Origin of the sequence: Microcoleus sp. S28C3, from assembly GCF_036700785.1 — a bacterium.
Lineage (GTDB): Bacteria > Cyanobacteriota > Cyanobacteriia > Cyanobacteriales > Microcoleaceae > Microcoleus > Microcoleus asticus.
Genome location: NZ_JAUBPO010000050.1, coordinates 24,562 through 50,132 on the forward strand (window position 1 = coordinate 24,562; position 25,571 = coordinate 50,132).

At 46.2% G+C, this 25,571-nt stretch carries 13 protein-coding genes; 8 read left to right on the forward strand and 5 right to left on the reverse strand.

Translation table 11 applies throughout. The features are described 5' to 3' along the window. Positions 1-7: 7 nt before the first annotated feature. The 5 genes from QUA13_RS16325 to QUA13_RS16345 form a co-directional block, all read right to left on the reverse strand. Positions 8-1,201 (reverse strand): ImmA/IrrE family metallo-endopeptidase, encoded by a 1,194-nt coding sequence (locus tag QUA13_RS16325; RefSeq protein WP_333200084.1) that lies wholly within the window; start codon positions 1,199-1,201, stop codon positions 8-10. Positions 1,202-1,245: 44 nt separating this feature from the next. Continuing rightward, entirely contained in the window at positions 1,246-2,658 is a 1,413-nt protein-coding gene (locus QUA13_RS16330; protein WP_333200087.1) for a 7-cyano-7-deazaguanine synthase, read from the reverse strand. Next, positions 2,652-3,275: a hypothetical protein gene (locus QUA13_RS16335; RefSeq protein ID WP_333200089.1), complete on the reverse strand. Its 624-nt coding sequence runs from the start codon at positions 3,273-3,275 to the stop codon at positions 2,652-2,654. The genes QUA13_RS16330 and QUA13_RS16335 overlap by 7 nt, the downstream gene beginning before the upstream one ends. Before the next feature lie 377 nt (positions 3,276-3,652). Then, positions 3,653-3,985, reverse strand: a complete 333-nt coding sequence (locus QUA13_RS16340) for a DUF5615 family PIN-like protein (RefSeq protein ID WP_333200091.1) — start codon at positions 3,983-3,985, stop codon at positions 3,653-3,655. Next, entirely contained in the window at positions 3,982-4,212 is a 231-nt protein-coding gene (locus QUA13_RS16345; RefSeq protein WP_333165230.1) for a DUF433 domain-containing protein, read from the reverse strand. The genes QUA13_RS16340 and QUA13_RS16345 overlap by 4 nt, the downstream gene beginning before the upstream one ends. A gap of 164 nt (positions 4,213-4,376) precedes the next feature. Here QUA13_RS16345 and QUA13_RS16350 point away from each other — a divergent pair, with 164 nt between their 5' ends. The 8 genes from QUA13_RS16350 to QUA13_RS16385 all read left to right on the forward strand — a co-directional run bounded on the left by QUA13_RS16350 (position 4,377) and on the right by QUA13_RS16385 (position 25,532). Beyond that, positions 4,377-4,637, forward strand: a complete 261-nt coding sequence (locus tag QUA13_RS16350; RefSeq protein WP_333200093.1) for a hypothetical protein — start codon at positions 4,377-4,379, stop codon at positions 4,635-4,637. A 247-nt stretch (positions 4,638-4,884) separates the two neighbouring features. Further along, positions 4,885-7,782: a two-partner secretion domain-containing protein gene (locus QUA13_RS16355; protein WP_333200095.1), complete on the forward strand. Its 2,898-nt coding sequence runs from the start codon at positions 4,885-4,887 to the stop codon at positions 7,780-7,782. Between the two features lie 65 nt (positions 7,783-7,847). Continuing rightward, positions 7,848-10,745, forward strand: coding sequence for an S-layer family protein (locus tag QUA13_RS16360; protein ID WP_333200097.1), 2,898 nt, complete (start codon positions 7,848-7,850; stop codon positions 10,743-10,745). 61 nt (positions 10,746-10,806) lie between these two features. Continuing rightward, the gene (locus QUA13_RS16365) at positions 10,807-13,719 is read left to right on the forward strand and encodes a two-partner secretion domain-containing protein (protein WP_333200099.1); all 2,913 of its coding nucleotides are present in this window, start codon (positions 10,807-10,809) and stop codon (positions 13,717-13,719) included. Between the two features lie 61 nt (positions 13,720-13,780). Further along, on the forward strand, positions 13,781-16,672 hold the full coding sequence (locus QUA13_RS16370; protein ID WP_333200111.1) for a two-partner secretion domain-containing protein: 2,892 nt from the start codon (positions 13,781-13,783) through the stop codon (positions 16,670-16,672). A gap of 63 nt (positions 16,673-16,735) precedes the next feature. After that, positions 16,736-19,621: an S-layer family protein gene (locus QUA13_RS16375; RefSeq protein WP_333200101.1), complete on the forward strand. Its 2,886-nt coding sequence runs from the start codon at positions 16,736-16,738 to the stop codon at positions 19,619-19,621. A gap of 65 nt (positions 19,622-19,686) precedes the next feature. Then, the gene (locus QUA13_RS16380; protein WP_333200103.1) at positions 19,687-22,578 is read left to right on the forward strand and encodes a two-partner secretion domain-containing protein; all 2,892 of its coding nucleotides are present in this window, start codon (positions 19,687-19,689) and stop codon (positions 22,576-22,578) included. Between the two features lie 65 nt (positions 22,579-22,643). After that, positions 22,644-25,532: an S-layer family protein gene (locus QUA13_RS16385; protein WP_333200105.1), complete on the forward strand. Its 2,889-nt coding sequence runs from the start codon at positions 22,644-22,646 to the stop codon at positions 25,530-25,532. The last annotated feature ends 39 nt before the right edge of the window (positions 25,533-25,571 follow it).

Consider the following 25,571-nt stretch of genomic DNA (forward strand, 5'->3'; position numbering starts at 1 on the left):
AATTATCCTACGCCTGACAAAGGTCTAAATCAGCAACTTCTTCGATTATTCCGCTTGAATGTGCGCTTAATGATTCTGCAATCCGTCGAGCCTCCAGGCGATCGACACCAAGAAAATCAGCAAAGTGTCCTTCCGTAATTAACCCTCGATCTAGTGCTTCTATCGCTAAATGCTGATAGTGAATAGGAGCCATATCGATGCGCTCCGTGATAGGTGCTAAGCCCATTTCCTGTTGAACTGTTCGGACTTTTAATCCTCGATCGCGCAGACGCTCCCAAGTTCCAGATGGTAACAATTTAATTGCTTCTAATCGATAGATGAGAGCTTGAATAGACACTCCATAATGGTGAGCTAAAGTGAATAAATTTGTTGCAGTAAACTTGCCATGAGATCGGTGCATATCGTTAAATCGCTTGAGTAAATCACTTGTCGGCATTAGGAAATAATTAGGGAAAGTGTCTGCTAGTCTCTCGCTCTCTGGTTTCCTTTTATACTGATCGTCAAAATCAACTATGGGCTTCCGTCGATGAGCGAGAAAATGCAGGTAATCATGTGCTAATGACCAGCGTTTTCTCTCTTCAGGATGTCCAGCATTGATGGCGATGCAGCCACCCATTTGTTCGTTGTAGCTATAGATGCCTGAGTATTTAGGTGGCATCTCTATATAAAAAATTCGTAATCCGACACTCTGTTCTAAAATATCTCGCAGACATGGAATAGGTGCATCACCAAGCCCAAGCCGTTGACGTTCTGAGATGGCAATACTTTCCGCTGCCGCCTCAAGTGGCATATTATCGATCTTGTACTCTTGTGGATAATTTCGAGGTAAGGGTGCATCCATCATCGCTTCGAGATCTAGATAGTTTTGGCACAGTTCCTCTAAGCGCAAAATAGTGGGTTTAATCCGTGCTGCTTCAGCTTCATTCTGCCCAAATGCCGAGCGATATTGAACCTCAAAAGGTTCTGTAACAGCACGAGGCTGAACGAAATCGCCGATGGCTTTTCCATAAGCACGGGCGAGTTTAATCAGTTCGGTTGCTTTGATCCGGCGTTCTCCTTTCTCAATTGCAACAATAGTTGTTCTTGCAGTATCAATAATCTGGGCTGCTTGAGCTTGAGTTATGTCACAGCTTTTGCGGGCTTGTTGAAGGAGTGCCCCCAATCTCCCTAGATCGATGTTGTCTAATATATTAGTAGCCATTACAGTTTTCCTTAATCTTATTAAGCGATCAACTAGTTTCGATATTACGACTCACTGTCCCTATTCTTAATGAGGTTGACTGATAGTTGAAACTTTACATCATCCCACTCAGCGACATAGTTTTGATAAAGTCTAATTAACTTGCTCTGCATATCAAGAGTGGTCAACTTTTCTACGACTGAACATCGATCGACAATATCATCAAGGATCGGAAATTTACGAGTTAATGCTTCCCACTGAACCTTATGTGAATTAGGTCGATTGAGTAAGCATCGTAGCGTCTCAACTTGTGCGAGCATATGTCGTAAACTCTCACTTGGATCTTTCGCTGGTGAATAATTTCCATGTAATATTAGATATCGAGTCTTATCCTCTATTTTAGCAGCACTAAGAGCTTGTCGTCGTAAAAGGCAAGAGGAGCAATATCCACACTGACTGATATTATGTCTGTGGGGGCTGTCGCATGACTTTGTTTGCGAAGATAGTCTACCTGTCACGTCTTCTGCTAATATCTGACACATTTCAGATTTAGTTGAGAATAGGAATGGATTCCCGACCCGAAATCCCTCTCCTAGAAGCTCTGAAATGAGATCGCTCACTTTCAGCAAAGTCAATGGATGAACCGATCTGGTGTGATCTAATCCCAACGCAGATTCGCGATATGGAAGATTAATTGCAGCAGTTCCGTTTTCATAAAAGCAAAGCTCTTGTCGCCCCATTAAAGATGCACAGGCAGCACCCAGCATCGCAAATACAACACCTCTTGCGCGGGTAATTTTGTTTTTTCTAACTGCATTGCTATCAAAGAAGCGAATTGGAAATCGGTATAAAGTACAACGATTGGGAAAAATATATCTAATTTGTTTTTCTGTATCTTCCTGTAGCTTGTGAACGTTAACATTACCTCCAGTGCCAAAAAGTAAAAATGACTTTTCTGGATGCGATCGCAAACGTTGATAGAGACCAGCAAAGGCATCAAGACCACCACTCCACATGGCAACTTCACAATCCTGAGATGCTACTGGTAAAGATGGTTGCCGAACAACGAAACGTTCTGAATCTGATCTCTTTTGGAAGTCAAACAACCATAGACTTCCAGTAGCCCATTCAAGCAAAATTTCTAGCTGAGATCGAAATAATTCAGTATTCATTATTTCAGGATGACGGACTGCTAGTTTTACATAAATGCGACTTTGATCTTGGCGTAGATTTTGAAATGCAAGACGATCTGCGAAATGGATTGCAACAGCCAGATCGATTAGATCAGCAACTACAGATGGAAACTCTTGCTTGACTCGGTAGTTGAATTCTTCATCGTCTATCGTAATTCCAATAGAACTCTCCTTTTTAGTAGCATGATCTGTAAACTGAATACACCCATTATTATTTACCCCAGAGCCAAAATCTAGTGTGTAATCACTATCGTGAGCATGAAATTCCTTCTTCATTGTTAGCATAGGTCTTCATCCATATCTACTGGATTTACTTTACGGCGTGGTAGTCGTAATTTGGTTACACTTCCATCGATATTTGCCTTATTTGCCCAATTACCGATCGCAGAAACAACCGCAGGCTGAATTTCTTGAATTAGTTGTTTAAGAGTTCGATCATTCATCCCTGCAAGATGTTCATCGGTTAGTGGTATACGACCATGAAACCCTGATTCCAGCACTGTGGTCATGTATTGCCCCAAAATTGATTCCGAAATACTATTAGCAGTTAATCCTCGATCGTTGCCATACCTAAGCTCATGTAGGAAAGTCTTTCCAGCGCAAAGAATAAGCTCTTTAACGTCATGCCTTCCATTAACTTGAAGTATTTTTTCTATTTCCCTATTCGCAATACCCCAGTCAACAGAGTTATTCGCGCCCGCGATGTCAATAACCTGGGACAACCTTTCACCCATCTGTTGGGCAAGAACAATTGGTAGATTGCCTTTTTTTTGAATATCTTGCTTCAGTGCTGAGATCGCCATCCGAGTACACTCATCGATACTCGCTTTCCCCTCACAGAGCGACTCATATAGCTTTTTATAGTACCCAAGCCCATTGCGGAAAATATCTCCATCAGCCATGTTCCGTGCTCCAAAAATAGGAGTTTGCTTACACCCTCAATTTAGAGCATTAACCTGACATTGTCAATAGATAAAAATAAAAAAACCTATAAAATGTCAGGTTAATGCGTAAGCCGATCGACTGTATTCGCGGTCTAAGTCTCTACAACATATGGGTGATCGTCCACTAAACTGGATCGATGACCAACACTACAGCCTAGGAATTGCCAGCCCTGTCAAGGTGCGATCAGACGTATTTACTTCATTCTAGGTGTTCTCTCACGAGAATCAACAAGATTTATTCTCGTGAACACTTGAAAAACAGCAGATCGGGTGATCGCCATTCTGTTTTCTCCATTGGTAAAAACCGTGGAAAGAGGCCCAAAGCCATCGGTGCATTATGATAAAGCAAGCAGCGATAAATTCTCGTTTTCATAAAATAATTTAATTGCGTTAAAATCCCGACGTAGCAAATTTTCAGCTTGCAATGTCGAACAGTTTCCAAGGCGAAGCCAAATAACTTTCGGTGGATTGCCAAATACTAAGCTCAGGTCGTGCATATCCGCGTCTTTCGAGACAATCATCAAATCATTGTCTTTTGCATAATCCCAAACTACTGGGTCGATCGTTGCTTTCATGCCCACATCTCGAACGTGAAGCGAATTTGGGAAAATATCGCTCAAACTGTTCGGTAACTTGGGCGACAAGTTTTCATCAAAAAGTAATTTCATGCGGATAAGGTCGCGGTCATAAACCGACGCTCACGGTCAGCAGCATAAGCAATACAGGCTTTTAAATCTTCTCGCGTCAGATCGGGAAAATCGTCGAGAATTTCTGCTTCGGTCATCTCGGAAGCCAGGTACTCAAGCACTTCATAAACCGTAATTCGCAAGCCGCGTACACAAGGCTTACCACCGCGTTTATTTGGCTCGATCGTGATGTGGTTTCGGTAGTTCATAGTTGGAATTATCGTCATTGTGTTCTCGACCTTTGCCAAATCTTAGCCTATAGCTGCCGAGCTGGCAAGGTTGTCAATCTTGTTTTTAATACGATTAGCATCGGAATTAATATTACCCACACCTTTGCAGACGGCAGTGCCGTATCCCTACAATTAATAGCGGTATGGAAACAGCACGGCGCCGTGTCTTCTATATTATTTCGGTGCAATCGGAATTGATATCAGTTATCTTTAGCGCTGACGGCCAATTTTTATTAAGTGGGGGTCTCGATCGCACGATTAAGCTGTGGGATGTCGCAACCAAACGTTATATTAAGACGTTGATGGGCGATCGGCTGTATGAAGGCATGAATATTCAAGACGCAACGGGATTGACGAACGCTCAAAAAGCGACATTGTTGAGAGCGTTAGGCGCGTTGGTGTAGCCTGCGGGTGGTTTTCGCGATCGCCTTAACTCAGCGCTTAACTGACGGATTTTGAGTGATGCAATTTGGACAATCCTATGAGTGAATTCAAGCTGCGATCTCAAATCCCGTAGCATCGGAATTATGTAGTGCGTGCATCCCCTCTCGCTACTTGGATCGCGAGCGGGGACGCTCGCACTGATACGATCCAAACATATAATTCTGATGGAACCGGAAACGATATTATTTATATAACAGGATTTAAGCTATGTCTCGCCTGTCTTCCGGCCTACTTTTTGCTTTCCTGTTGCTATTTCCCTCGAAAACCTTCGCCCAAATTATCCCCGATAATACCCTGGGGCCGGAAAGTTCGCGGACAGTTCCCGATACTATCAACAATTTACCCTCTGATAGAATCACTGGCGGGGCAACTCGCGGCGTTAACCTCTTTCACAGCTTGCGCGAATTTAACATCCGTCAAGGGCGGGGAGCTTATTTTGAAAATCCCAGCGGAATTGCCAACATCTTCACCCGCGTTACAGGCCCAAACCCTTCTAATATTTTAGGAACTCTGGGAGTTTTAGGCAACGGTAACTTATTTTTAATTAACCCGAAAGGAATTATATTCGGCCCGAATGCTCGGTTAGATTTGCGCGGTTCGTTTATTGGTTCAACCGCTGACAGTATTGTGTTTAATAACGGTTTTGAATTCAGCAGCACCAACCCGCAAACATCTGCACTGTTAACAGTTAATATTCCCGTTGGTTTAAGATTTCGGGAAAATTCGGGTGCAATTGTCAATCGTTCCACGGCTTTAGGCAAAGTAAACATCCCAGCCTCTCCTGTGCCCATTCCGATTAGCGATCGAGTTGGTTTAGCAGTAGAACCAGGTCAAACTTTAGCACTCATTGGCGGCGACATCCAACTCCAAGGCGGCAATTTAACGGCCAGCAGCGGACAAATCTTACTCGGTAGCGCAGCCAGTCCCGGTTTAGTTAATTTCGCCCTAACAGCGGGGGAAAAGGGAAATTTAACTTTAAATTATGACAATATTCGGAACTTCGGCAATATTCAAATAGCCGATGGATCACTCATCAACACCAGCGGAATCGGTGGCGGTAGAGTAGAGTTAAAAGGTGGAAATGTCGCCCTCAGCGGTGCGCGCATTTATGCGCTGACACTGGGAAATATTGATGGTAAAGGTATCGATATCAGCGCTCAAAAGTTGCGAGTGGAAAACGGATCGCAATTTTCTACTTTGACTCTAGGAGATGGTGCAGGAGGCAATATCAATTTCCGGGCTGCTGATTCAGTAGAAATGAGCGGGCTGGGAGTTGAGGGCTATCAACAGGTTGCAATTAAATATTTGGTATCGGGAACTACAGATCCGTTTGACCCGCTATTTGTGCTGTTTAATGCTAGTGCTGGCGCTGGTTCGGGGGGGAATATTACGATCGACACCGGCCGCCTGCTCTTCAACAATGGGGTAGTAGGTAGCGGCATCACTTTTGGCGGTGGAAGGGGCGGAAATTTAATCATTCGCGCCAATACTTTTGAGATGGTGGGTTCTGGAATTAACAACGGCACAGCTAAAGAAAGTACCGGTGCGGGAGGAAGCATTAGTGTTGATGTCGCGAGATTAATTATGCGCAATGGTTCTATTCTCGGTACGACGAGCTACAGCAGCGGCGCCTCGGGGAATATCAACATTAATGCTGCTGAATCAGTAGAATTGTCTAACAGCGGGCCGACAACAGTTGTGTCCACCGGAATTAGCACGCTGAGTATCGGATCTAACGGCAGGGCGGGGAATATTAACGTCGATACCAAGCGGTTGAGTCTCTCAGGGGGTTCTGCGTTTACAGTAGGATCGGGTGTGTTAATTGGCAGGTTTTTGTTTTCTAGGGATGGGGGGCCTGCTGGAAATTTAACAGTTAGGGCTACTGAATCAGTAGAAATTTCAGGTATTTCTCCACTTTTGAGCAGCGGAATTCAGAGTGCTAGCGCGCTGAGTTCTGGAACTTTGAGCTCTAGTCGGGGCGGGGATATTCGCATTGATACGCCAAGCCTAACCGTGCGGGATGGGGGAGTAGTTTCTACGAGTTCTTTGGGTGTAGGGGATGTGGGGAATATTACTGTTAATGCCGATCGCATTGAGGTCAGCGGCAGCGGAAATAACGGTCTGTTTGTCAGTACAATTGATGCTTCGGTGGGCAAGATATTTGGTACTAATCCTAATGCTACGGCAAATGCGGGTTCGTTAAATCTGAATGCCGATCGACTAATTGTCAGAGATGGAGCTACAGTGACGGTGCAGGCTACGGGAACCGGACGCGCTGGTAATATCAATATTGTCGCAAATTCGATCGACCTTGACAATAAAAGCAGTATTGACGGCACGACTATATCCGGTACAGGAGCAAATATTAACCTGCAAGCGCGATCGATCCAATTGCGCCGCAACAGCCGAATTACCACGGATGCAGGCAGTTCTGACGGCGGCAATATTAACATCAACAGCAACATTCTTGTCACCCTCCCGCAAGAAAACAGCGACATTACAGCCAACGCCCGCACAGCAGGCGGCGGCCGCGTGAATATCAATGTCCCCAATGTCTTCGGCTTTACAGCAGCCAGTCGCGAACAAGTCAGAAGCAGGTTGGAGCTCAGTGACACAGAATTTGCAGCGTTGCAAGTAAGTCCTACATCTCTGCTTCCCAGCAGCGACATCGCCGCGATTTCCCAAAGTGGCGGCCCGGCTTTGCAAGGGGCGGTAACATTTAGTTCTTTTGGAGTGAATCCTGCTCAAGGTTTAGTGGAACTGCCGCAAAATTTAGTGAATCCGGCTGCGTTAATTGCTGCAAATCCCTGCATCCAAGGAGCCGAGAACGAGTTTACTGTGACAGGTCGGGGGGGATTGCCACCGAGTCCTCACGATGCCCTCAGCAGCAATTCTAGCCAGTTTGGTTGGGTGGAACCACCGGTAGGTGGAAGTCAGCAAATAGAAGACCACAGAGCATCCATAGCAGTTGGGCCAACAGAAATTATGCCCGCTCAAGGTTGGGTAATGGACGATCGAGGACAAGTAAGGCTGGTAGCCTATAATTCTGGTGGTGGTGCATCTCTTCGCAGTCCGAAACCGACGGGTGTTTGCGTACCTCGATAGGTACTCTTCAGGTTGTAGCTAACCGATCGCTATTTTCTTAATACTAAATTCACAGGAATTAAAAGATGCCCCGCCAATCTTCAGCCCTAATTTTTGCATTCTTACTGCTGTTTCCTTTGCCTGCGATCGCCCAAATCATCCCTGACAGCAGCTTTGGTGCAGAAAGTTCGCGGACAGTGACTGACACTATTAATAACTTACCATCCGACAGAATAGAAGGCGGTGCAACTCGCGGTGTTAACCTCTTTCACAGCTTGCACGAATTTAACATCCGTCAAGGGAGGGGAGCATATTTTGCCAATCCCAGCGGAATTGCCAACATCTTCACCCGCGTTACGGGCGGCAACCCTTCTAATATTTTAGGAACTCTGGGAGTTTTAGGCAACGGTAACTTGTTTTTAATTAACCCAAAAGGGATTGTCTTCGGTCCCAATGCGCGGTTAGATTTGCGCGGTTCATTTATTGGTTCAACTGGTAGCAGCGTTCTCTTTGATAATGGCTTTGAATTTAGTGCGACAGATGCTAAGGCAGTGCCATTGTTAGCGATTAATATTCCTGTAGGTTTAAGATTTAGAGAAAATTCTGGCACAATTATCAACACTTCCCAAGCAATCGGCCCCACACCAACCTTACCGCCATTGCCCGTAGAAATTCCTGTTTCTAATAAACTCGGTTTAGCAGTAGATCCCGGTCAAACTTTAGCATTAATTGGCGGTGACATTCAACTACAAGGAGGAAATTTAACAGCTTATACCGGACAAATATTACTTGGGAGCGTCAAAAGTCCAGGTTTAGTGCAATTTGAACCAACAGCTTTAGGTTTGAATTTAAACTATAGCAGTATTCAGAGCTTCGGCAATATTGAAATGAACGGCGCACTTATAAATACCAGCGGATTAGGAGGTGGGAAAGTCGATATTCGAGGGGGAAATATTAATCTTAATGGTTCAGGAATTTATGGACTGACACTCGGAAATATAAATGGTAGAGGCATTGACATCAATTCCCAAAACTTACGAGTAGAGGGGGGGTCGCAAATTTTCGCCTCCACACTAGGAGAAGGGAGAGGAAGCGATATCAACATCCGCGCTACTGACTCAGTAGAAATGAGTGGGATTGGCTTTGACAGCTATCAACAATTTCTAGTTAATTATCGGAGATTGAGAACAGTCGATCCTTTTGATCCGCAAATTGTTCTGACCACTGGCACTTCTGGCACAGGAGCCTCAGGAGACATCACGATTGATACCGAACGCCTGCTGATAGGCAATGGGGCTGTGGCAGGTAGTAGCAGCACGTTAGGTGCGGGAAATGGGGGAAATATTAACATCCATGCCAACTTTATCGATCAGGCTGGTTCTACGGTCAGCAGTGGGTCATTAATGGGTAGTACCGGTACGGGGGGAAACATCACCGTTGCCAGCCAGAAATTAATTGTCCGTGATGGTGCTATTCTCACCACTACCACCAGCAGTCAGGGAGCATCAGGAAATATCACTATTAAAGCTGCTGAATCAGTAGAAGTGTTAAGGACTCCCCCTGGGAGTGTGGTGCAAACTTTGATCAGCGCCGCCTCTATAGATCCCAATGGGAAAGGTAAAGCCGGAGATATTACGATCGACACCAAGCGGTTAATTGCTGCCCAAGGAGCCGGAATTGCTGTATCGAGCGGTGGGACTATTGGCAATAGTCTCTTCTCTAATGGGGGACCCGGAGGCAATTTGACAATTAGGGCCTCTGAGTCGGTAGAGTTAGTAGGTATCTCTGGAGTTTTGGCAAATGGAGAATACAGTCTTAGTTTCTTAGCAAGTGAAACCAGTGGTTCTAGTCAGGGAGGCAATATTTACATTGCCACGCCTGTGCTGACTTTGCGGGATGGGGGAGTAATTTTACAGTCTTCTTTGGGTAAGGGAAATGCAGGCAGCCTCACGATTGATGCCGATCGCGTAGAAGTCTTGGGCAGCGCTCTTAACGGTCGATTTATTAGTCAAATTGACGCTTCGGGGGGCAATTTCTTGGGCATTCCCCTTCCCAACGCTACGGGAAATGCGGGTTCAATTAATCTCAAGGTCGATCGATTGACGGTTCGGGATGGGGCCGCGATCAGCGTCCGGGCTCTGGGAACGGCGCAAGCTGGTACTCTCACCGTTGTAGCCGACTCAATTGCCCTTGATAACAAAGGCAGCATTAATGGCACAACTGATGCAGGCGGCGGGGCAAATATTAACCTCCAAGCGCGAGACATTCAGTTGCGGCGCGGTAGCAGAATTACCACCGATACAGGTAATTCAGATGGTGGAAATATCAGAATTAATAGCGAACTTTTGGTAGCCTTACCGCGAGAGAATAGTGATATTACAGCTAATGCTCGCACAGCTATGGGCGGACAAGTTACAGTCAACGTACCAAATATCTTTGGATTTACCAGCATTAACCGCGAACAAGCCAGGAATAGTTTAGGACTGAGTGATGCTGAATTTGCAGCGTTGCAAGTAAGTCCGACTTCTCTAATTCCTACCAGCGATATTGCGGCTATTTCCCAAAGTAGCGGCCCAGCTTTGCAAGGAGCAGTAACGTTTAGCACTACTGGGGTAAATCCCGCTCAAGGGTTAGTAGAATTAGAGCAAAATGTAGTCGATCCCAGCACCTTAATTGCTGCTAATCCCTGCATCCAAGGGCAAGAAAACGAGTTTACTGTGACTGGGAAAGGAGGAGTGCCACCGAGTCCTAATGATGCCCTCAGCAGCGCAGCAGCGCCGTTTCCTTGGGTGGAACCAGCCTTAGGTCGAAGTCAGCAAGTAGAAGGCGAAAAAGCATCCATACAAATTCGACCAACAGAAATTATGCCCGCTCAAGGTTGGGTAATGGACGATCGAGGACAAGTAAGGCTGGTAGCTTATAATTCAGGTGGTGGTGCATCTATTCGCAGTCCGAAATCGACGGGTGTTTGCGTACCTCGATAGGTACTCTTTAGGTTTGATCTGCGCGCTCGTTTTTTCATACCAAAATAACAGGATGCCAAGTATGCCCCGCCAATCTTCCACCCTATTTTTTGCATTCTTACTGCTGTTTCCTTTGCCTGCGATCGCCCAAATCATCCCTGACAGCAGCTTGGGTGCAGAAAGTTCGCGGACAGTGACCGATACTATCAACAACTTACCCTCTGATAGAATCACTGGCGGTGCAACTCGCGGCGTTAACCTCTTTCACAGCTTGCGCGAATTTAACATCCGTCAAGGGCGGGGAGCTTATTTTGAAAATCCCAGCGGAATTGCCAACATCTTCACCCGCGTTACGGGCGGCAACCCTTCTAATATTTTAGGAACTCTGGGAGTTTTAGGCAACAGTAACTTGTTTTTAATTAACCCAAAAGGGATTGTCTTTGGCCCCAATGCGCGGTTAGAGCTGCGCGGTTCATTTATCGGTTCAACTGGTAGCGGCGTTCTCTTTGATAATGGCTTTGAATTTAGTGCGACCGATGCTAATACAGTGCCATTGTTAGCGATTAATATTCCTGTGGGTTTGAGATTTAGAGAAAATTCTGGCACAATTATCAACACTTCCCAAGCAATCGGCCCCACACCAACCTTACCGCCATTGCCCGTAGAAATTCCTGTTTCTAATAAACTCGGTTTAGCAGTAGACCCCGGTCAAACTTTAGCGCTAGTAGGGGGAGATATCCAATTCAATGGAGGAATTGCCACCGCCAGTAACGGACAAATACTCCTCGGTAGCGTCAAGAGTCCGGGTTTGGTTAGCTTTGGATCAACGCCACAGGGTCTGAATTTAAACTATGACAGCATTCAAAACTTTGGCAACATTCAGTTATCAAACGGAACCCTAATTAACACTAGCGGAATCGGTGGTGGCAAAGTAGATATTAGAGGCGGAAATGTCACCATAAGTGGAGGGCGAATTTATGCCATAACATTAGGAAATATTGATGGCAGAAACATCGATATCAGCGCTCAACAATTGCGACTCCGGGAGGGAGCGCAAATATCAACCCTAACCTCGGGAGAGGGTGCGGGGGGTGATGCGAACATCCGCGCTACCGACTCAGTGGAAATCATGGGGATCGGATTGGAGAGGTTTCAGGGGTTTATAAGTGAAGTTTTGCCCTCTGGAACCTTTAGCCCCTTTGACCAGCCAATTGCGATCTTCGCTGGTACTTCTAACGCCGGAGCAGGAGGAGATGTGAGAATCAACACCGGACGGCTACTTATGGATAATGGGGCTATAGCGTTTAGCGCCACGCTCGGAGCAGGAACAGGGGGAAGTACGAACATTCGCGCTAGAACTGTGGAGATAGCAAGTTCGGCGATCGACAGTGGCTCTTTTGTGAATACTACTGTGACTCAGAATAGTATTGGCAACGGAGAAGACATCAATATTGAAGCGGAACGGTTAATAGTGCGCGATAATGGCGCTCTTTCTACCGCTAGCTTTAGTAACGGAGCGTCGGGGAATATTAACATTAAAGCTTCTGAATCCGTAGAAGTGTTGCGTACCCTCCCTGGAACTTTGATACCAACGCTATTGGCTACTAACACTCTCGATAATAATGCCAGAGCGGGGGACATTAATATTGATACGAAGCGCTTGGTTGTTTCTGATGGAGCCTGGATTACTTTAGCAAGTGGCGGGGTTTCTGGCAACCAAATATTTAGAGATGGTGGGCCGGGTGGTAATTTAAACATCAGGGCTACTGAGTCAGTAGAAATAGCAGGCATCTCAGGGGTGTTGGCGAACGGCGCTCAGGTTGGTAGTTTCCTCGGTGCTGACACCTACTCATCCAGTCGGGGAGGGGATATCCGCATTTCGACACCCGTAATAACTCTGAGGAATGGAGGATTTATTTCTACTGCGTCTTTAGGCGAAGGAAGTGCGGGAAATATTACGATTGATGCGAGTCGCGTAGAACTCATCGGTACTATGAGTTCTGGTGGATTTAATAGTACAATTCAGGCTTCCGTTGGCTTGGCGGCGGGTGGCGTGACTAATCCCAGCGCTACGGGGAATGCGGGTTCAGTAAATCTGAATGTCGATCGATTGATTGTCCGGGATGGAGCAACTCTTAATGTTCAGGCGTTGGCAAGGGGAAGGGCTGGCAATATTAATGTCGTTGCAGACTCAATTGCCTTAGATAATAAAGCTCGTATCGACGCTACAACTGACTCTGGCGGCGGTGGAAATATTAATATCAAGGCGCGAGACATTCAGTTGCGACACAGTAGCAGAATTACCACTGATGCTGGTATTTCTGATGGTGGAAATATCAACATTAAAAGCGATATTTTGGTAGGTTTACCAATAGAGAATAGCGATATTACAGCTAATGCTCGCACAGCTATGGGCGGCCAGGTGACAGTAAATGTCCCGAATATCTTTGGTTCTATAGCAGTTACCCGCGAACAAGCCAGAAGTAGTTTATGGCTGACTGATGCTGAATTTGCAGCTTTACAAGTGAATCCAACTTCTTTACTTCCTACTAGCGATATCGCGGCTATTTCTCAACAGTCTGGTCCCGCATTACAAGGAGCAGTAACGTTTAGCACTACTGGGGTAAATCCCGCTCAAGGGTTAGTAGAATTAGAGCAAAATGTAGTCGATCCCAGCACCTTAATTGCTGCTAATCCCTGCATAGAAGGGGCAGAAAACGAGTTTACTGTGACGGGGAAAGGAGGAGTGCCACCGAGTCCTAATGATGCCCTCAGCAGCGCAGCAGTGCCGTTTCCTTGGGTGGAACCAGCCTTAGGTCGAAGTCAGCAAGTAGAAGGCGAAAGAGTATCCCTAGAAGTTCGGCCAACAGAAATTATTCCGGCTCAAGGTTGGGTAATGGACGATCGAGGACAAGTAAGGCTGGTAGCTTATAATTCTGGTGGTGGTGCATCTCTTCGCAGTCCGAAATCGACGGGTGTTTGCGTACCTCGATAGGTACTCTTTAGGTTTGATCTGCGCGCTCGTTTTTTCATACCAAAATAACAGGATGCCAAGTATGCCCCGCCAATGTTCCACCCTATTTTTTGCATTCTTACTACTGTTTCCTTTGCCTGCGATCGCCCAAATCATCCCTGACAGCAGCTTGGGTGCTGAAAGTTCGCGGACAGTGACCGATACTATCAACAACTTACCCTCAGATAGAATCACTGGCGGTGCAACTCGCGGCGTTAACCTCTTTCACAGCTTGCGCGAATTTAACATCCGTCAAGGGCGAGGAGCTTATTTTGAAAATCCCAGCGGAATTGCCAACATCTTCACCCGCGTTACGGGCGGCAACCCTTCTAATATTTTAGGAACTCTGGGAGTTTTAGGCAACGGTAACTTATTTTTAATTAACCCAAAAGGAATTGTCTTCGGTCCCAATGCGCGGTTAGATTTGCGCGGTTCATTTATCGGTTCAACTGGTAGTGGCGTTCTCTTTGATAATGGCTTTGAATTTAGTGCGACCGATGCTAATACAGTGCCATTGTTAGCGATTAATATTCCTGTGGGTTTGAGATTTAGAGAAAATTTTGGCACAATTGTCAACACTTCCCAAGCAATCGGCCCCACACCAACCTTACCGCCATTGCCCGTAGAAATTCCTACTTCAAACAAACTTGGTTTAGCAGTAGAGCCGGGTCAAACTTTAGCATTAATTGGCGGTGACATTCAACTACAAGGCGGAAATTTAACAGCTTATACCGGACAAATATTGCTGGGAAGTGTGAAAAGTCCAGGTTTAGTGCAATTTGAACCAACAGCTTTAGGACTGAATTTAAGCTATGACAATATTCAGAACTTTGGCAATATTGAAATGAACGGTGCGTCCATCAATACCAGCGGATTAGGAGGTGGAAAAATTGACATCAGAGGTGGAAACGTCACCGTGAGTAGTTCGGGAATTTATAGCCTAACATTGGGAAATATTGATGGTAGAGGGATTGACATCAACGCTCACAATTTACGAGTAGATAAAGGAGCGCAAATTCTTACTTCAACCTTGGGAGATGGAAACGGGAGTAATATGAATATCCGCGCTACTGACTCAGTAGAAATGATTGGGTTGGGAATAAGAGGCTATCAGCGATTTTATACCCAATATATATTATCTGGAACCCTCAACCCCTTTGACCCCCAAATTGTAATTAATAGTGGTACTTTGGGCAGTGGGAATTCTGGAGAGGTTAACATCGATACCGGACGGCTGCTGTTGCGTGATGGGGTAGTAGGCGGTACCGCCACCCTGGGTGCTGGAAATGGGGGAAATCTGACTGTCCGCGCTAACACCTTCGAGATCGTTAGTTCAGCAATCAATAATGGAACAACTAAGAAAAGTACCGGCTCTGGCGGCAATATCAATATTGAGGCCCAACGGTTAATTATACGCGATGCTGGTGGTTTAGTTAGCATCAGCCGCAGCGATGGAGCATCAGGAAATATCACGATTAAAACAACTGAATCTGTAGAATTGTCGGGGGGTATTTCTGGAAGTGCCGCGCAAACTCGTATCGGTACAAACTCTTTTGATGGCAATGGTAAATCCGGGGATATTACCATCGACACTAAGCGGCTAAGTGTTTCTGATGGAGCCTCAATTAGTTTATCAACTGGTGCGGTTGTTGGGCAAGTCGTGTTTTCTAGAAATGGAGGTTTAGGAGGAAATTTAACTGTGAGAGCTTCCGAGTCTATCGAAGTGAGCGGGGTATCTGGAGTTTTGGGAAATGTAGGATTCGGAGCGAGTGCTCTGGCTACTCAAACTTCAAGTTCTGGTCGGGGTGGAGATATCCACCTCTCTACACCGATGCTCGCTCTGCGGAATGGGGGAATTATTTCTGCGGCTTCTTTGGGTGCAGTAGATGCCGGAAATATTACTATTGATGCCGATCGCATAGAACTTAAAGGTGCGGGGAGTAACGGTCGTTTCGCAAGTAGAATTGAGGCTTCGGCTGGCAGCTTTTCTCTTATTGTCAATCCCAACGCTACGGGGAACGCGGGTTCATTAAATTTGAATGTAAATCGATTGAGTATCCGGGATGGAGCAACGGTTAGTGTTCAGTCTTTAGGAAGGGGAAGGGCTGGAAATATTAATGTTGTAGCCGATTCAATTGCTTTGGATAACAAAGCGAGTATTGATGGTACAACTGAATTTGGCGGTGGGGGAAATATTAATATTAGGTCGCAAGATATCCAGTTACGGCGCGGCAGCAGAATTACAACGGATGCAGGGATTTCTGACGGGGGAAATATCAGAATTAATAGCGATATTTTGGCTACTTTACCCAATGAAAACAACGATATTACAGCTAATGCTCGTACTGCTATGGGCGGTCAAGTTACAGTAAATGTCCCGAATGTTTTTGGTTTTACAACAGTGACACGGGAACAAGCCAGAAGTAGTTTAGGACTGACTGATTCTGGATTTGCAGCTTTACAAGTGAATCCAACTTCTTTACTTCCCACTAGCGATATCGCCGCTATTTCTCAACAGTCTGGCCCCGCATTACAAGGAGCAGTAACGTTTAGCACTACTGGGGTAAATCCCGCTCAAGGGTTAGTAGAATTAGAGCAAAATGTAGTCGATTCCAGCACATTAATTGCTGCTAATCCCTGCATAGAAGGGGCAGAAAACGAGTTTACTGTGACTGGGAAAGGAGGAGTGCCACCGAGTCCTAATGATGCTCTCAGCAGCGCAGCAGCGCCGTTTCCTTGGGTGGAACCAGCCTTAGGTGGAAGTCAGCAAGTAGAAGGCGAAAAAGCATCCATAGCAGTTGGGCCAACAGAAATTATGCCCGCTCAAGGTTGGGTAATGGACGATCGAGGAGAAGTAACGCTGTTAGCGTATAATTCTGGTGGTGGTGCATCTCTTCGCAGTCCGAAATCGACGGGTGTTTGCGTACCTCGATAGGTACTCTTCAGGTTTGATCTGCGCGCTCGTTTTTTCCATACCTAAATTAACAGGATTCCAAGTATGCCCCGCCAATCTTCAGCCCTATTTTTTGCTTTCTTACTACTGTTTCCTTTCCCTGCGATCGCTCAAATCATCCCAGACAGCAGCTTGGGTGCAGAAAGTTCGCGCACAGTACCCGCAACTATTAACAATTTACCCTCAGATAGAATAGAAGGCGGTGCAACTCGCGGAGTAAATTTATTTCACAGTTTACGAGAATTTAACGTCGGTGAAGGCAGAGGAGCATATTTTGCGAATCCTAACGGGATTGCGAATATTTTCACCCGCGTTACGGGTGGCAATCCTTCCAATATTTTAGGCGTGTTGGGAGTTCAAGGCAGTGCTAACTTATTTTTACTTAATCCCAAAGGAATTGTCTTCGGTCCCAATGCGAGGTTAGATTTACGCGGCTCATTTATCGGTTCTACAGCTAGCGGCGTTCTCTTTGATAATGGCTTTGAATTTAGCGCTGCCAATTCTAATGCAGTGCCATTATTAGCGATTAATATTCCTGTGGGTTTGAGATTCAGAGAAAATTCTGGTACAATTATTAACCAATCAATTGCTGCTAACCCATCACCGCCTGACCTTCCCCTACCATTACCAATTTTTAATAAAATTGGTTTAGCAGTAGACCCTGGTCAAACCTTAGCGCTAGTAGGTGGAGATATCCAATTCAACGGGGGAATCGCTACCGCCAGTACCGGACAAATCCTTCTGGGCAGTATCAAAAGTCCAGGTTTAGTGCAATTTGAACCAACCGCATTAGGTCTGAATTTAAACTATGGTAATATTCAGAACTTCGGCAATATTGAAATGAACGGTGCGTCGCTCAATACCAGCGGATTAGGAGGAGGGAAAGTTGACATCAGGGGTTCAAATGTCACTCTTAACGGTTCAGGAATTTATGGACTGACACTAGGAAATATGGAGGGCAGAGGCATTGACATCAATGCCCAAAACTTACGATTAGAGGGGGGGGCGCAAATTTTCACCACGACCCTGGGAGAGGGGAAAGGGAGCGATATCAACATCCGCGCTACTGACTCAGTAGAAATGATCGGGTTGGGAATTGAGGGCTATCAGCAGCTTACAGAAAATTTTCAGACATCTGGAACAGGCAACCCCTTTATTTCGCAAATCGTTCTGTTCACTAGCGCTATTGGCAGTGGAGCAGCCGGAGATATTAACATTGAAGCCGGACGGCTGTTGATGAGCAATGGGGTAGTGGCCGGTGCCCCCACCTTTGGTGCTGGGAATGGCGGAAATTTGACTGTCCGCGCCAACACCATCGATCTCGTCAGTTCAACACTCTATAACGGAACAACGAACCAAAGCACTGGTCAAGGCGGAAACATCACTGTTGAAGCCCAACGGTTAATACTGCGCGATGGCGGTGCGTTTGCCAGCTTCAGCCTTAGTGATGGAGCATCGGGGAATATCGCGATTAAAGCGAGTGAATCTGTGGAATTATCGGGTAGTCTTCCTGGAGGTCTAGGGCAAACTCGGCTCGGCACGAATACTTTTGATGCGAATGGAAAAGGTGGGGATATTAGCATCGACACTAAGCGGCTGAGTGTTTCTAATGGAGCCACAATTAGTTTAACGACGGGTGCGATTTTTGGCCAACTCGTGTTTTCTACAAGTGGGGGGACGGGAGGAAATTTAACTGTGAGAGCCTCCGAGTCTATAGAAGTGAGCGGCGAGTCAAGGTTTTTGGGGAATGCGGGCTATGTAGCAAGTTCTTTTGTTACTCAAACTGCGAGTTCTGGTAGAGGTGGAGATATCCGCCTCTCAACACCTAAACTAACTGTGCAGAATGGCGGCGTTATTTCTGCGGCTTCTTTGGGTATAGCAGATGCAGGAGATATTACAATTAATGCCGATCGCTTACAAGTGCAAGGTATTGGGAGTAACAGTCGGTTGAGAAGTGGAATTGAGGCCTCGGCTGGTAGGGCGTTCAATGCTGTCAATTCCACTGCTAGCGGAAATGCAGGCTCGTTGAATTTGAATGCTAATCAATTGATTCTTCGGGATAGTGCAGTGGTTAATGTTCAATCTTCAGGAACAGGTAGGGCTGGCAATATTAACGTTGTAGCCGATTCAATTGCCCTGGATAATAAAAGCGTAATTGATGGCACGACTGTCTCTGGTACAGGGGCAAATATTAACCTTCAAGCGCAAGACATTCAGTTGCGGCGCGGCAGTAGAATCACCACGGATGCAGGTATTTCTGAGGGCGGTAATATCAAAATCAATAGCGAACTTTTGGTAGCTTTACCGCGAGAGAACAGTGATATTACAGCTAATGCTCGCACAGCTAGGGGCGGACAAGTTACGGTCAATGTACCAAATATCTTTGGCTTGACAAGCCTTAACCGCGAACAAGCCAGGAATAGTTTAGGACTGAGTGATACTGAATTTGCAGCGTTGCAAGTAAGTCCGACTTCTCTAATTCCTACCAGCGATATTGCGGCGATTTCTCAAAGTAGCGGCCCGGCTTTGCAAGGAGCAGTAACGTTTAGCACTACTGGGGTAAATCCCGCTCAAGGGTTAGTAGAATTAGAGCAAAATGTAGTCGATCCCAGCACATTAATTGCTGCTAATCCCTGCATAGAAGGGGGAGGAAACGAGTTTACTGTGACTGGGAAAGGAGGAGTGCCACCGAGTCCTAATGATGCCCTCAGCAGCGCAGCAGCGCCGTTTCCTTGGGTGGAATCAGCTTTAGGTGAAAGCCAGCAAGTAGAAGGCCAAAGACCATCCATAGAAATTCCGCCAACAGAAATTATGCCCGCTCAAGGTTGGGTAATTGACGATCGAGGACAAGTAAGGCTGGTAGCGTATAATTCAGGTGGTGCTGCTTCTACTCGCAGTCCGAAATCGACAGGTGTTTGCGTACCTCGATAGGCACTCTTTAGGTTTTAGCTAACCCTTCGCTATTTTCCTAATATTAAATTAACCAGACTTCAAAGATGCTCCGCCAATATTCCGCCCTATTTTGTGCATTATTAGTGCTGTGTCCTTTCCCCGCCGTCGCCCAAATCATCCCAGATAGCAGCTTGGGTGCAGAAAGTTCGCGGACAGTTCCCGACAGGATTAATAATTTACCATCGGACAGAATAGAAGGCGGTGCAACTCGCGGAGTAAATTTATTTCACAGTTTACGAGAATTTAACGTAGGTGAAGGCCGAGGAGCATATTTTGCTAATCCTAACGGGATTGCGAATATTTTTACCCGCGTTACGGGTGGCAATCCTTCTAATATTTTAGGTGTGCTGGGAGTACAAGGTAATGCTAACTTGTTCTTACTTAATCCCAAAGGAATTGTCTTCGGTTCCAATGCGAGGTTAGATTTGCGCGGTTCATTTTTAGCAAGTTCTGCAGATAGCGTAGTTTTCGAGAATGGCTATCAATTTAGCAGCAGTAATCCCCAATCCTTACCGCTGTTAAATGTCAATATACCTATCGGTTTGAACTTTAGAGAAAATCCGGGAAAAATTCTTAACTATTCAGCAGCACCCGCCTTGATTTTACCAAAATTACCCCCAGCAATCCCGCAGATTTTCAATAACACGGGCTTAGGAGTTGGGCCCGGACAAACTCTCGCCCTAGTGGGCGGAGATCTTGAATTAAATCAGGGAACACTCACTGCATCAACCGGACAAATTTTGCTCGGTAGCGTCGCTAGTCCGGGGATGGTTGGATTGGGGGCAACGCCATTTGGATTAAGTTTAAACTATGACAAGATTTCCAACTTTGGTAATATTGAAATAACCAACGGCTCACTAATCAATACCAGTGGAATCGGTGGCGGTCAAGTCGATATTCGAGGTGGAAATGTTAACCTCAACCGTGGGCGAATTTATGCACTGACTTTGGGAAATATCGACGGTAGGGGCATCGATATTAACGCTCAACAGTTTCGGGCCCAAGGTGGAGCGCAAATCTCCACACTGACAGCAGGAAGTGGTGCCGGAGGCGCGATCGACATCCGCGCTACCGACTCAGTAGAACTGATCGGGATTGGATTTGAGAGCTTTCAAAACTTTGTCAAAAATTATACAGCCTCTGGAGGAATCAACCCCTTTGACCCACAAATTCTGCTGGAAACAAGCACTGCTGGCACGGGAAATGCGGGAAACATCTTAATCGATACTGGACAACTGCTGATCGACAATGGAACCGTATCGGGTAGCGCTACGTTAGGTGCTGGCAACGCCGGAAATATGACCATCCGTGCCAGGATTTTCGATCTGGTAGGTTCAGGGATCAACAGCGGCACACTCGCGGGGAGTACGGGTAGGGGAGGAAATATCACCTTTGAGGGAGAACGTTTTATCGTACGCGATGGCAGTGCGCTCATCAGCACCACTCGCAGTGAAGCACCATCGGGGAATATCAACATTAAAGCGAATGAATCAGTAGAAGTGCTGCGGACTCCGGCTCGAAGTCCCGTAGCAACCTTGATTGGTACAACCGCAATCAGCATTAACGGGAAAGCCGGAGATATTAATATCGACACGAAGCGGTTGAGGATCTCTGAAGGGGGCGGAATTAGTTTATCTAGCGGATCGGTTGTGGGCAACCAACCCTTGAATACAACTGGGGGGCCAGGAGGTAATTTAACAATTAAAGCTACTGAGTCAGTCACACTAGAGGGTATTTCTGGAGTTTTGGCGAATGGGAGTCGCAATCCTAGTTTCATCTCCGCTGATACCAACTCTGCTGCTCGGGGAGGGAATATGAACATTTCTACACCTTTAGTAATTCTCCGGGATGGAGGACTTATTTCTACTGCATCTTTAGGCAAAGGAGAAGCAGGAAGCCTCACGATCGATGCGGGGCGCGTAGAGGTGATTGGTAATGGGGGTCAAGGTGAATTTAACAGTCAAATTCAGACTTCCGTTGGCATTGTCTCTCGCGTTAGAAATCCCAATGCTACGGCTAACGGAGGTTCCTTGAATCTGAATGTCGGGCAATTGATTCTTCGCAATGGGGGAACACTCAATCTGCAAGCTTTGGGTTCGGCACGGGCTGGTAACATTAACGTGAAAGCAGATTCGATTTCCCTTGACAACCAAAGCAGCATTGACGGTAGAACGGCATCCGGTGCCGGAGCAAATATTAACCTCGAAGCACGGGATATCCAGTTGCGCCGAGGGAGCAGAATTACAACTGATGCAAGTATTTCTGATGGTGGCAATATCAACATTAAAAGCGATATTCTGGTTGCTCTCCCCAACGAAAATAGCGATATTACGGCTAATGCGCGATCGGCTCAAGGTGGTCGCGTTAATATTAATGTCCCCAATGTTTTCGGGTTTACATCAGTGACTCGCGAACAGGTTCGAGCGAGTTTGGAATTAACAGATGCTCAATTTGCAGCGTTGCAAGTAAGTCCGACTTCTTTAGTTCCTACCAGCGATATTGCGGCGATTTCCCAAAGTAGCGGCCCGGCTTTGCAAGGTAGTGTTACATTTAGTTCTTCAGGGGTGAATCCCGCTCAAGGTTTAGTGGAACTGCCGCAAAATGTTGTCGATCCGGCTGCGTTAATTGCTGCAAATCCCTGCATCCAAGGGGCCGGGAGCGCATTTACCGTTACTGGGAAAGGAGGAGTGCCACTGAGTCCTAATGATGTTCTCAGCAGCCCTCTATCGCCGTTGCCTTGGGTGGAAACAGCGGTAGGTGGAAGTCAGCAAATAGAAGGCCTCATACCATCCCTCGAAATTCGACCAACAGAAATTATTCCCGCTCAAGGTTGGGTAATGGACGATCGAGGAGAAGTAACGCTGTTAGCGTATAATTCACGTGGTGGTGCATCTCTTCGCAGTCCGAAACCGACGGGTGTTTGCGTACCTCAATAGGTACTCTTCAGGTTTTAGCTAACCCGTCGCTATTTTCCTCATACTAAATTAACAGGAATTAAAAGATGCAGCGCCAATATTGCGCCCTATTTTTTGCATTCTTACTGCTGTTTCCTTTTCCCGCGATCGCCCAAATCATCCCCGATAATAGCTTGGGTACAGAAAGTTCGCGCACAGTTCCCGATACTATCAACAACTTACCCTCTGATAGAATCACTGGCGGTGCAACTCGCGGCGTTAACCTCTTTCACAGCTTGCGCGAATTTAACATCCGTGAAGGGCGGGGAGCTTATTTTGAAAATTCCAGCGGAATTACCAACATATTCACCCGCATTACTGGCCCCAACTCTTCAAATATTTTAGGAACTCTGGGAGTTTTGGGAAACGGCAATTTATTTTTAATTAACCCGAAAGGGATTGTCTTTGGTCCCAATGCTCGGTTAGATTTACGCGGTTCATTTTTAGCATCAACTGCTAGCAGCGTTCTTTTTAATAATGGCTTTGAATTTAGCAGCAATAAGCCCCAAACCGTGCCATTGTTAGCGATTAATATTCCCGTAGGAGTGAGATTTAGAGAAAATCCTGGTACAATTATCAACCAGTCAAAAGCAGTGGGTGAACTGCCGAAATTGCGCCCACTTCCCATACAAATTCCTATTTTGAACAAAGTCGGTTTAGCAGTAGACCCCGGTAAAACATTAGCGTTAATTGGCGGAGATATTCAACTGCAAGGAGGCAATTTAACAGCTTATAGCAGTCAAATTATGCTGGGTAGCGTCAAAAGTCCAGGGGTGGTGCAAGTTGAAACACTGCCTATAGATTTGAATTTAAACTATGGCACTATTCAGAACTTTGGCAATATTGAACTCTCGGATTCAATTATAAATACCAGCGGATTAGAAGGTGGCAGAATAGATATCAGGGGCGGAAACGTCACCCTCAACGGTTCGCGAATTTTGGCGCTGACGCTCGGAAATATTAATGGTAGAGGTATTGACATCAATGCTCAACAGTTGCGAGTAAATAGAGGGTCGCAAATTTCAACCCTAGCGCTAGGAGATGGGGCGGCGGGCAATATTAATATCCGCGCTACTGACTCAGTAGAAATGAGCGGCATTGGATTTGAGAGTTATCAACAGTTTTTACAGAATTATTTGAGATCGGGAACAGGCAATCCTTTAGATCCGCAAATTGTTTTGAGCACTGGTACTCTTGGCAGGGGAGTCGCAGGCGCGATCGCAATTGATACGGGAAGAATGCTGATCCGCAACGGTAGCCTAGTAGGTAGCTCTACATTTGCTAGTGGCAATGGTGGAAATATCACCATCCGTGCCGAGGTTTTCGAGCTAGCTGGCTCTGCGATTAGCAGTGGCACACTTGTAGGGAGTACAGGCATCGGCGGAAACATCACCTTTGAGGGCGAAAGGTTGATAGTGCGTGATGGTGCTGCGATCAGCAGCGTTACCCGCAGTAGGGCAGCATCAGGAAATATCAATATTAAAGCGAATGAATCATTAGAAATCTTGCGTACTCCCGCTGGCAGTGTCCTACAAACTATCATAAGTACAACCGCTCTCGGTCAGAATGGAAATGCGGGAAACATTACCATCGACACCAAGAAATTGACTATCTCTGGTGGTGCTGGCATTAACTCATCGAGTGGTGCAGCGATTGGCACTCAACTATTAAATACGACTGGAGGGCTGGGAGGTAATGTAACCATTAGAGCTAGCGATTCGATAGAAATAGGAGGTGTTTCTGAAGTTTTGGCGAATGGAAGGCGGAGTATTAGTTTTGTCGCGAGTGATACCTACTCATCGAATCGGGGAGGGGATATCTATATTTCCACACCTGTGTTATTGCTACGGAGTGGGGGATTTATTTCGGCTGGTTCTTTGGGTACAGCAGATGCCGCTAACGTCACTATTGATGCCCAAAAAGTGGAACTTATTGGTAATGAGAATCCGGGTGAATTTAGCAGTGCTATTCAGGCTTCCGTTGGCTTTTTATACCAGTTGAGGAATCCCAATGCTACGGCGAATGCGGGTTCGCTGAATCTGAATGTTAACCAATTGAGGCTGCGGGATGGTGCAACGGTTAATGTTCAGGCATTAGGAATGGGGCAGGCTGGTAATATTAATGTTGTAGCTGACTCAATTGCTCTGGAAAATAAAGCCAGCATCAATGCTTCTACTGACTCGGGCGGCGGGGGAAATGTTAACATCAGGGCGCAAGACATTCAGTTGCGGCGCGGCAGTAGAATCACCACGGATGCAGGTATTTCGGAAGGCGGTAATATCAGAATTAATAGCGATATTTTGGTAGCTTTACCGCGAGAGAATAGTGATATTACAGCTAATGCTCGCACAGCTAGGGGCGGACAAGTTACGGTCAATGTACCAAATATCTTTGGCTTTACAAGCCTTAACCGCGAACAAGCCAGGAGTAATTTAGGACTGACTGATGCTCAATTTGCAGCGTTGCGAGTAAGTCCTACTTCTCTAATTCCCACTAGCGATATTGCGGCGATTTCCCAAAGTAGCGGCCCGGCTTTGCAAGGTACTGTTACATTTAGCACTACTGGTGTCAATCCCGCTCAAGGTTTAGTGGAACTGCCGCAAAATGTTGTCGATCCAGAGGCGCTAATTGCTGCAAATCCCTGCACGCAAGAGGCCGGGAGCGCATTTACCGTCACTGGGAAAGGAGGAGTGCCACTGAGTCCTAATGATGTTCTCACCAGCCCTCTATCGCCGTTGCCTTGGGTGGAAACAGCGGTAGGTGGAAGTCAGCAAATAGAAGGTCAAAGACCGTCCCTCGAAATTCGACCAACAGAAATTATTCCCGCTCAAGGTTGGGTAATGGACGATCGAGGAGAAGTAACGCTGTTAGCGTATAATTCACGTGGTGCATCTCTTCGCAGTCCGAAACCGACGGGTGTTTGCGTACCTCAATAGGTAATGTTCAGGTTTTAGCTAACCCGTCGCTATTTTCCT

Bases quoted from the DNA above. Each gene is read 5' to 3' on its own strand.
- QUA13_RS16325 (WP_333200084.1), bottom strand. From the start codon at position 1,201: ATGGCTACTAATATATTAGACAACATCGATCTAGGGAGATTGGGGGCA.
- QUA13_RS16330 (WP_333200087.1), bottom strand. From the start codon at position 2,658: ATGCTAACAATGAAGAAGGAATTTCATGCTCACGATAGTGATTACACA.
- QUA13_RS16335 (WP_333200089.1), bottom strand. From the start codon at position 3,275: ATGGCTGATGGAGATATTTTCCGCAATGGGCTTGGGTACTATAAAAAG.
- QUA13_RS16340 (WP_333200091.1), bottom strand. From the start codon at position 3,985: ATGAAATTACTTTTTGATGAAAACTTGTCGCCCAAGTTACCGAACAGT.
- QUA13_RS16345 (WP_333165230.1), bottom strand. From the start codon at position 4,212: ATGAACTACCGAAACCACATCACGATCGAGCCAAATAAACGCGGTGGT.
- QUA13_RS16350 (WP_333200093.1), top strand. From the start codon at position 4,377: ATGGAAACAGCACGGCGCCGTGTCTTCTATATTATTTCGGTGCAATCG.
- QUA13_RS16355 (WP_333200095.1), top strand. From the start codon at position 4,885: ATGTCTCGCCTGTCTTCCGGCCTACTTTTTGCTTTCCTGTTGCTATTT.
- QUA13_RS16360 (WP_333200097.1), top strand. From the start codon at position 7,848: ATGCCCCGCCAATCTTCAGCCCTAATTTTTGCATTCTTACTGCTGTTT.
- QUA13_RS16365 (WP_333200099.1), top strand. From the start codon at position 10,807: ATGCCCCGCCAATCTTCCACCCTATTTTTTGCATTCTTACTGCTGTTT.
- QUA13_RS16370 (WP_333200111.1), top strand. From the start codon at position 13,781: ATGCCCCGCCAATGTTCCACCCTATTTTTTGCATTCTTACTACTGTTT.
- QUA13_RS16375 (WP_333200101.1), top strand. From the start codon at position 16,736: ATGCCCCGCCAATCTTCAGCCCTATTTTTTGCTTTCTTACTACTGTTT.
- QUA13_RS16380 (WP_333200103.1), top strand. From the start codon at position 19,687: ATGCTCCGCCAATATTCCGCCCTATTTTGTGCATTATTAGTGCTGTGT.
- QUA13_RS16385 (WP_333200105.1), top strand. From the start codon at position 22,644: ATGCAGCGCCAATATTGCGCCCTATTTTTTGCATTCTTACTGCTGTTT.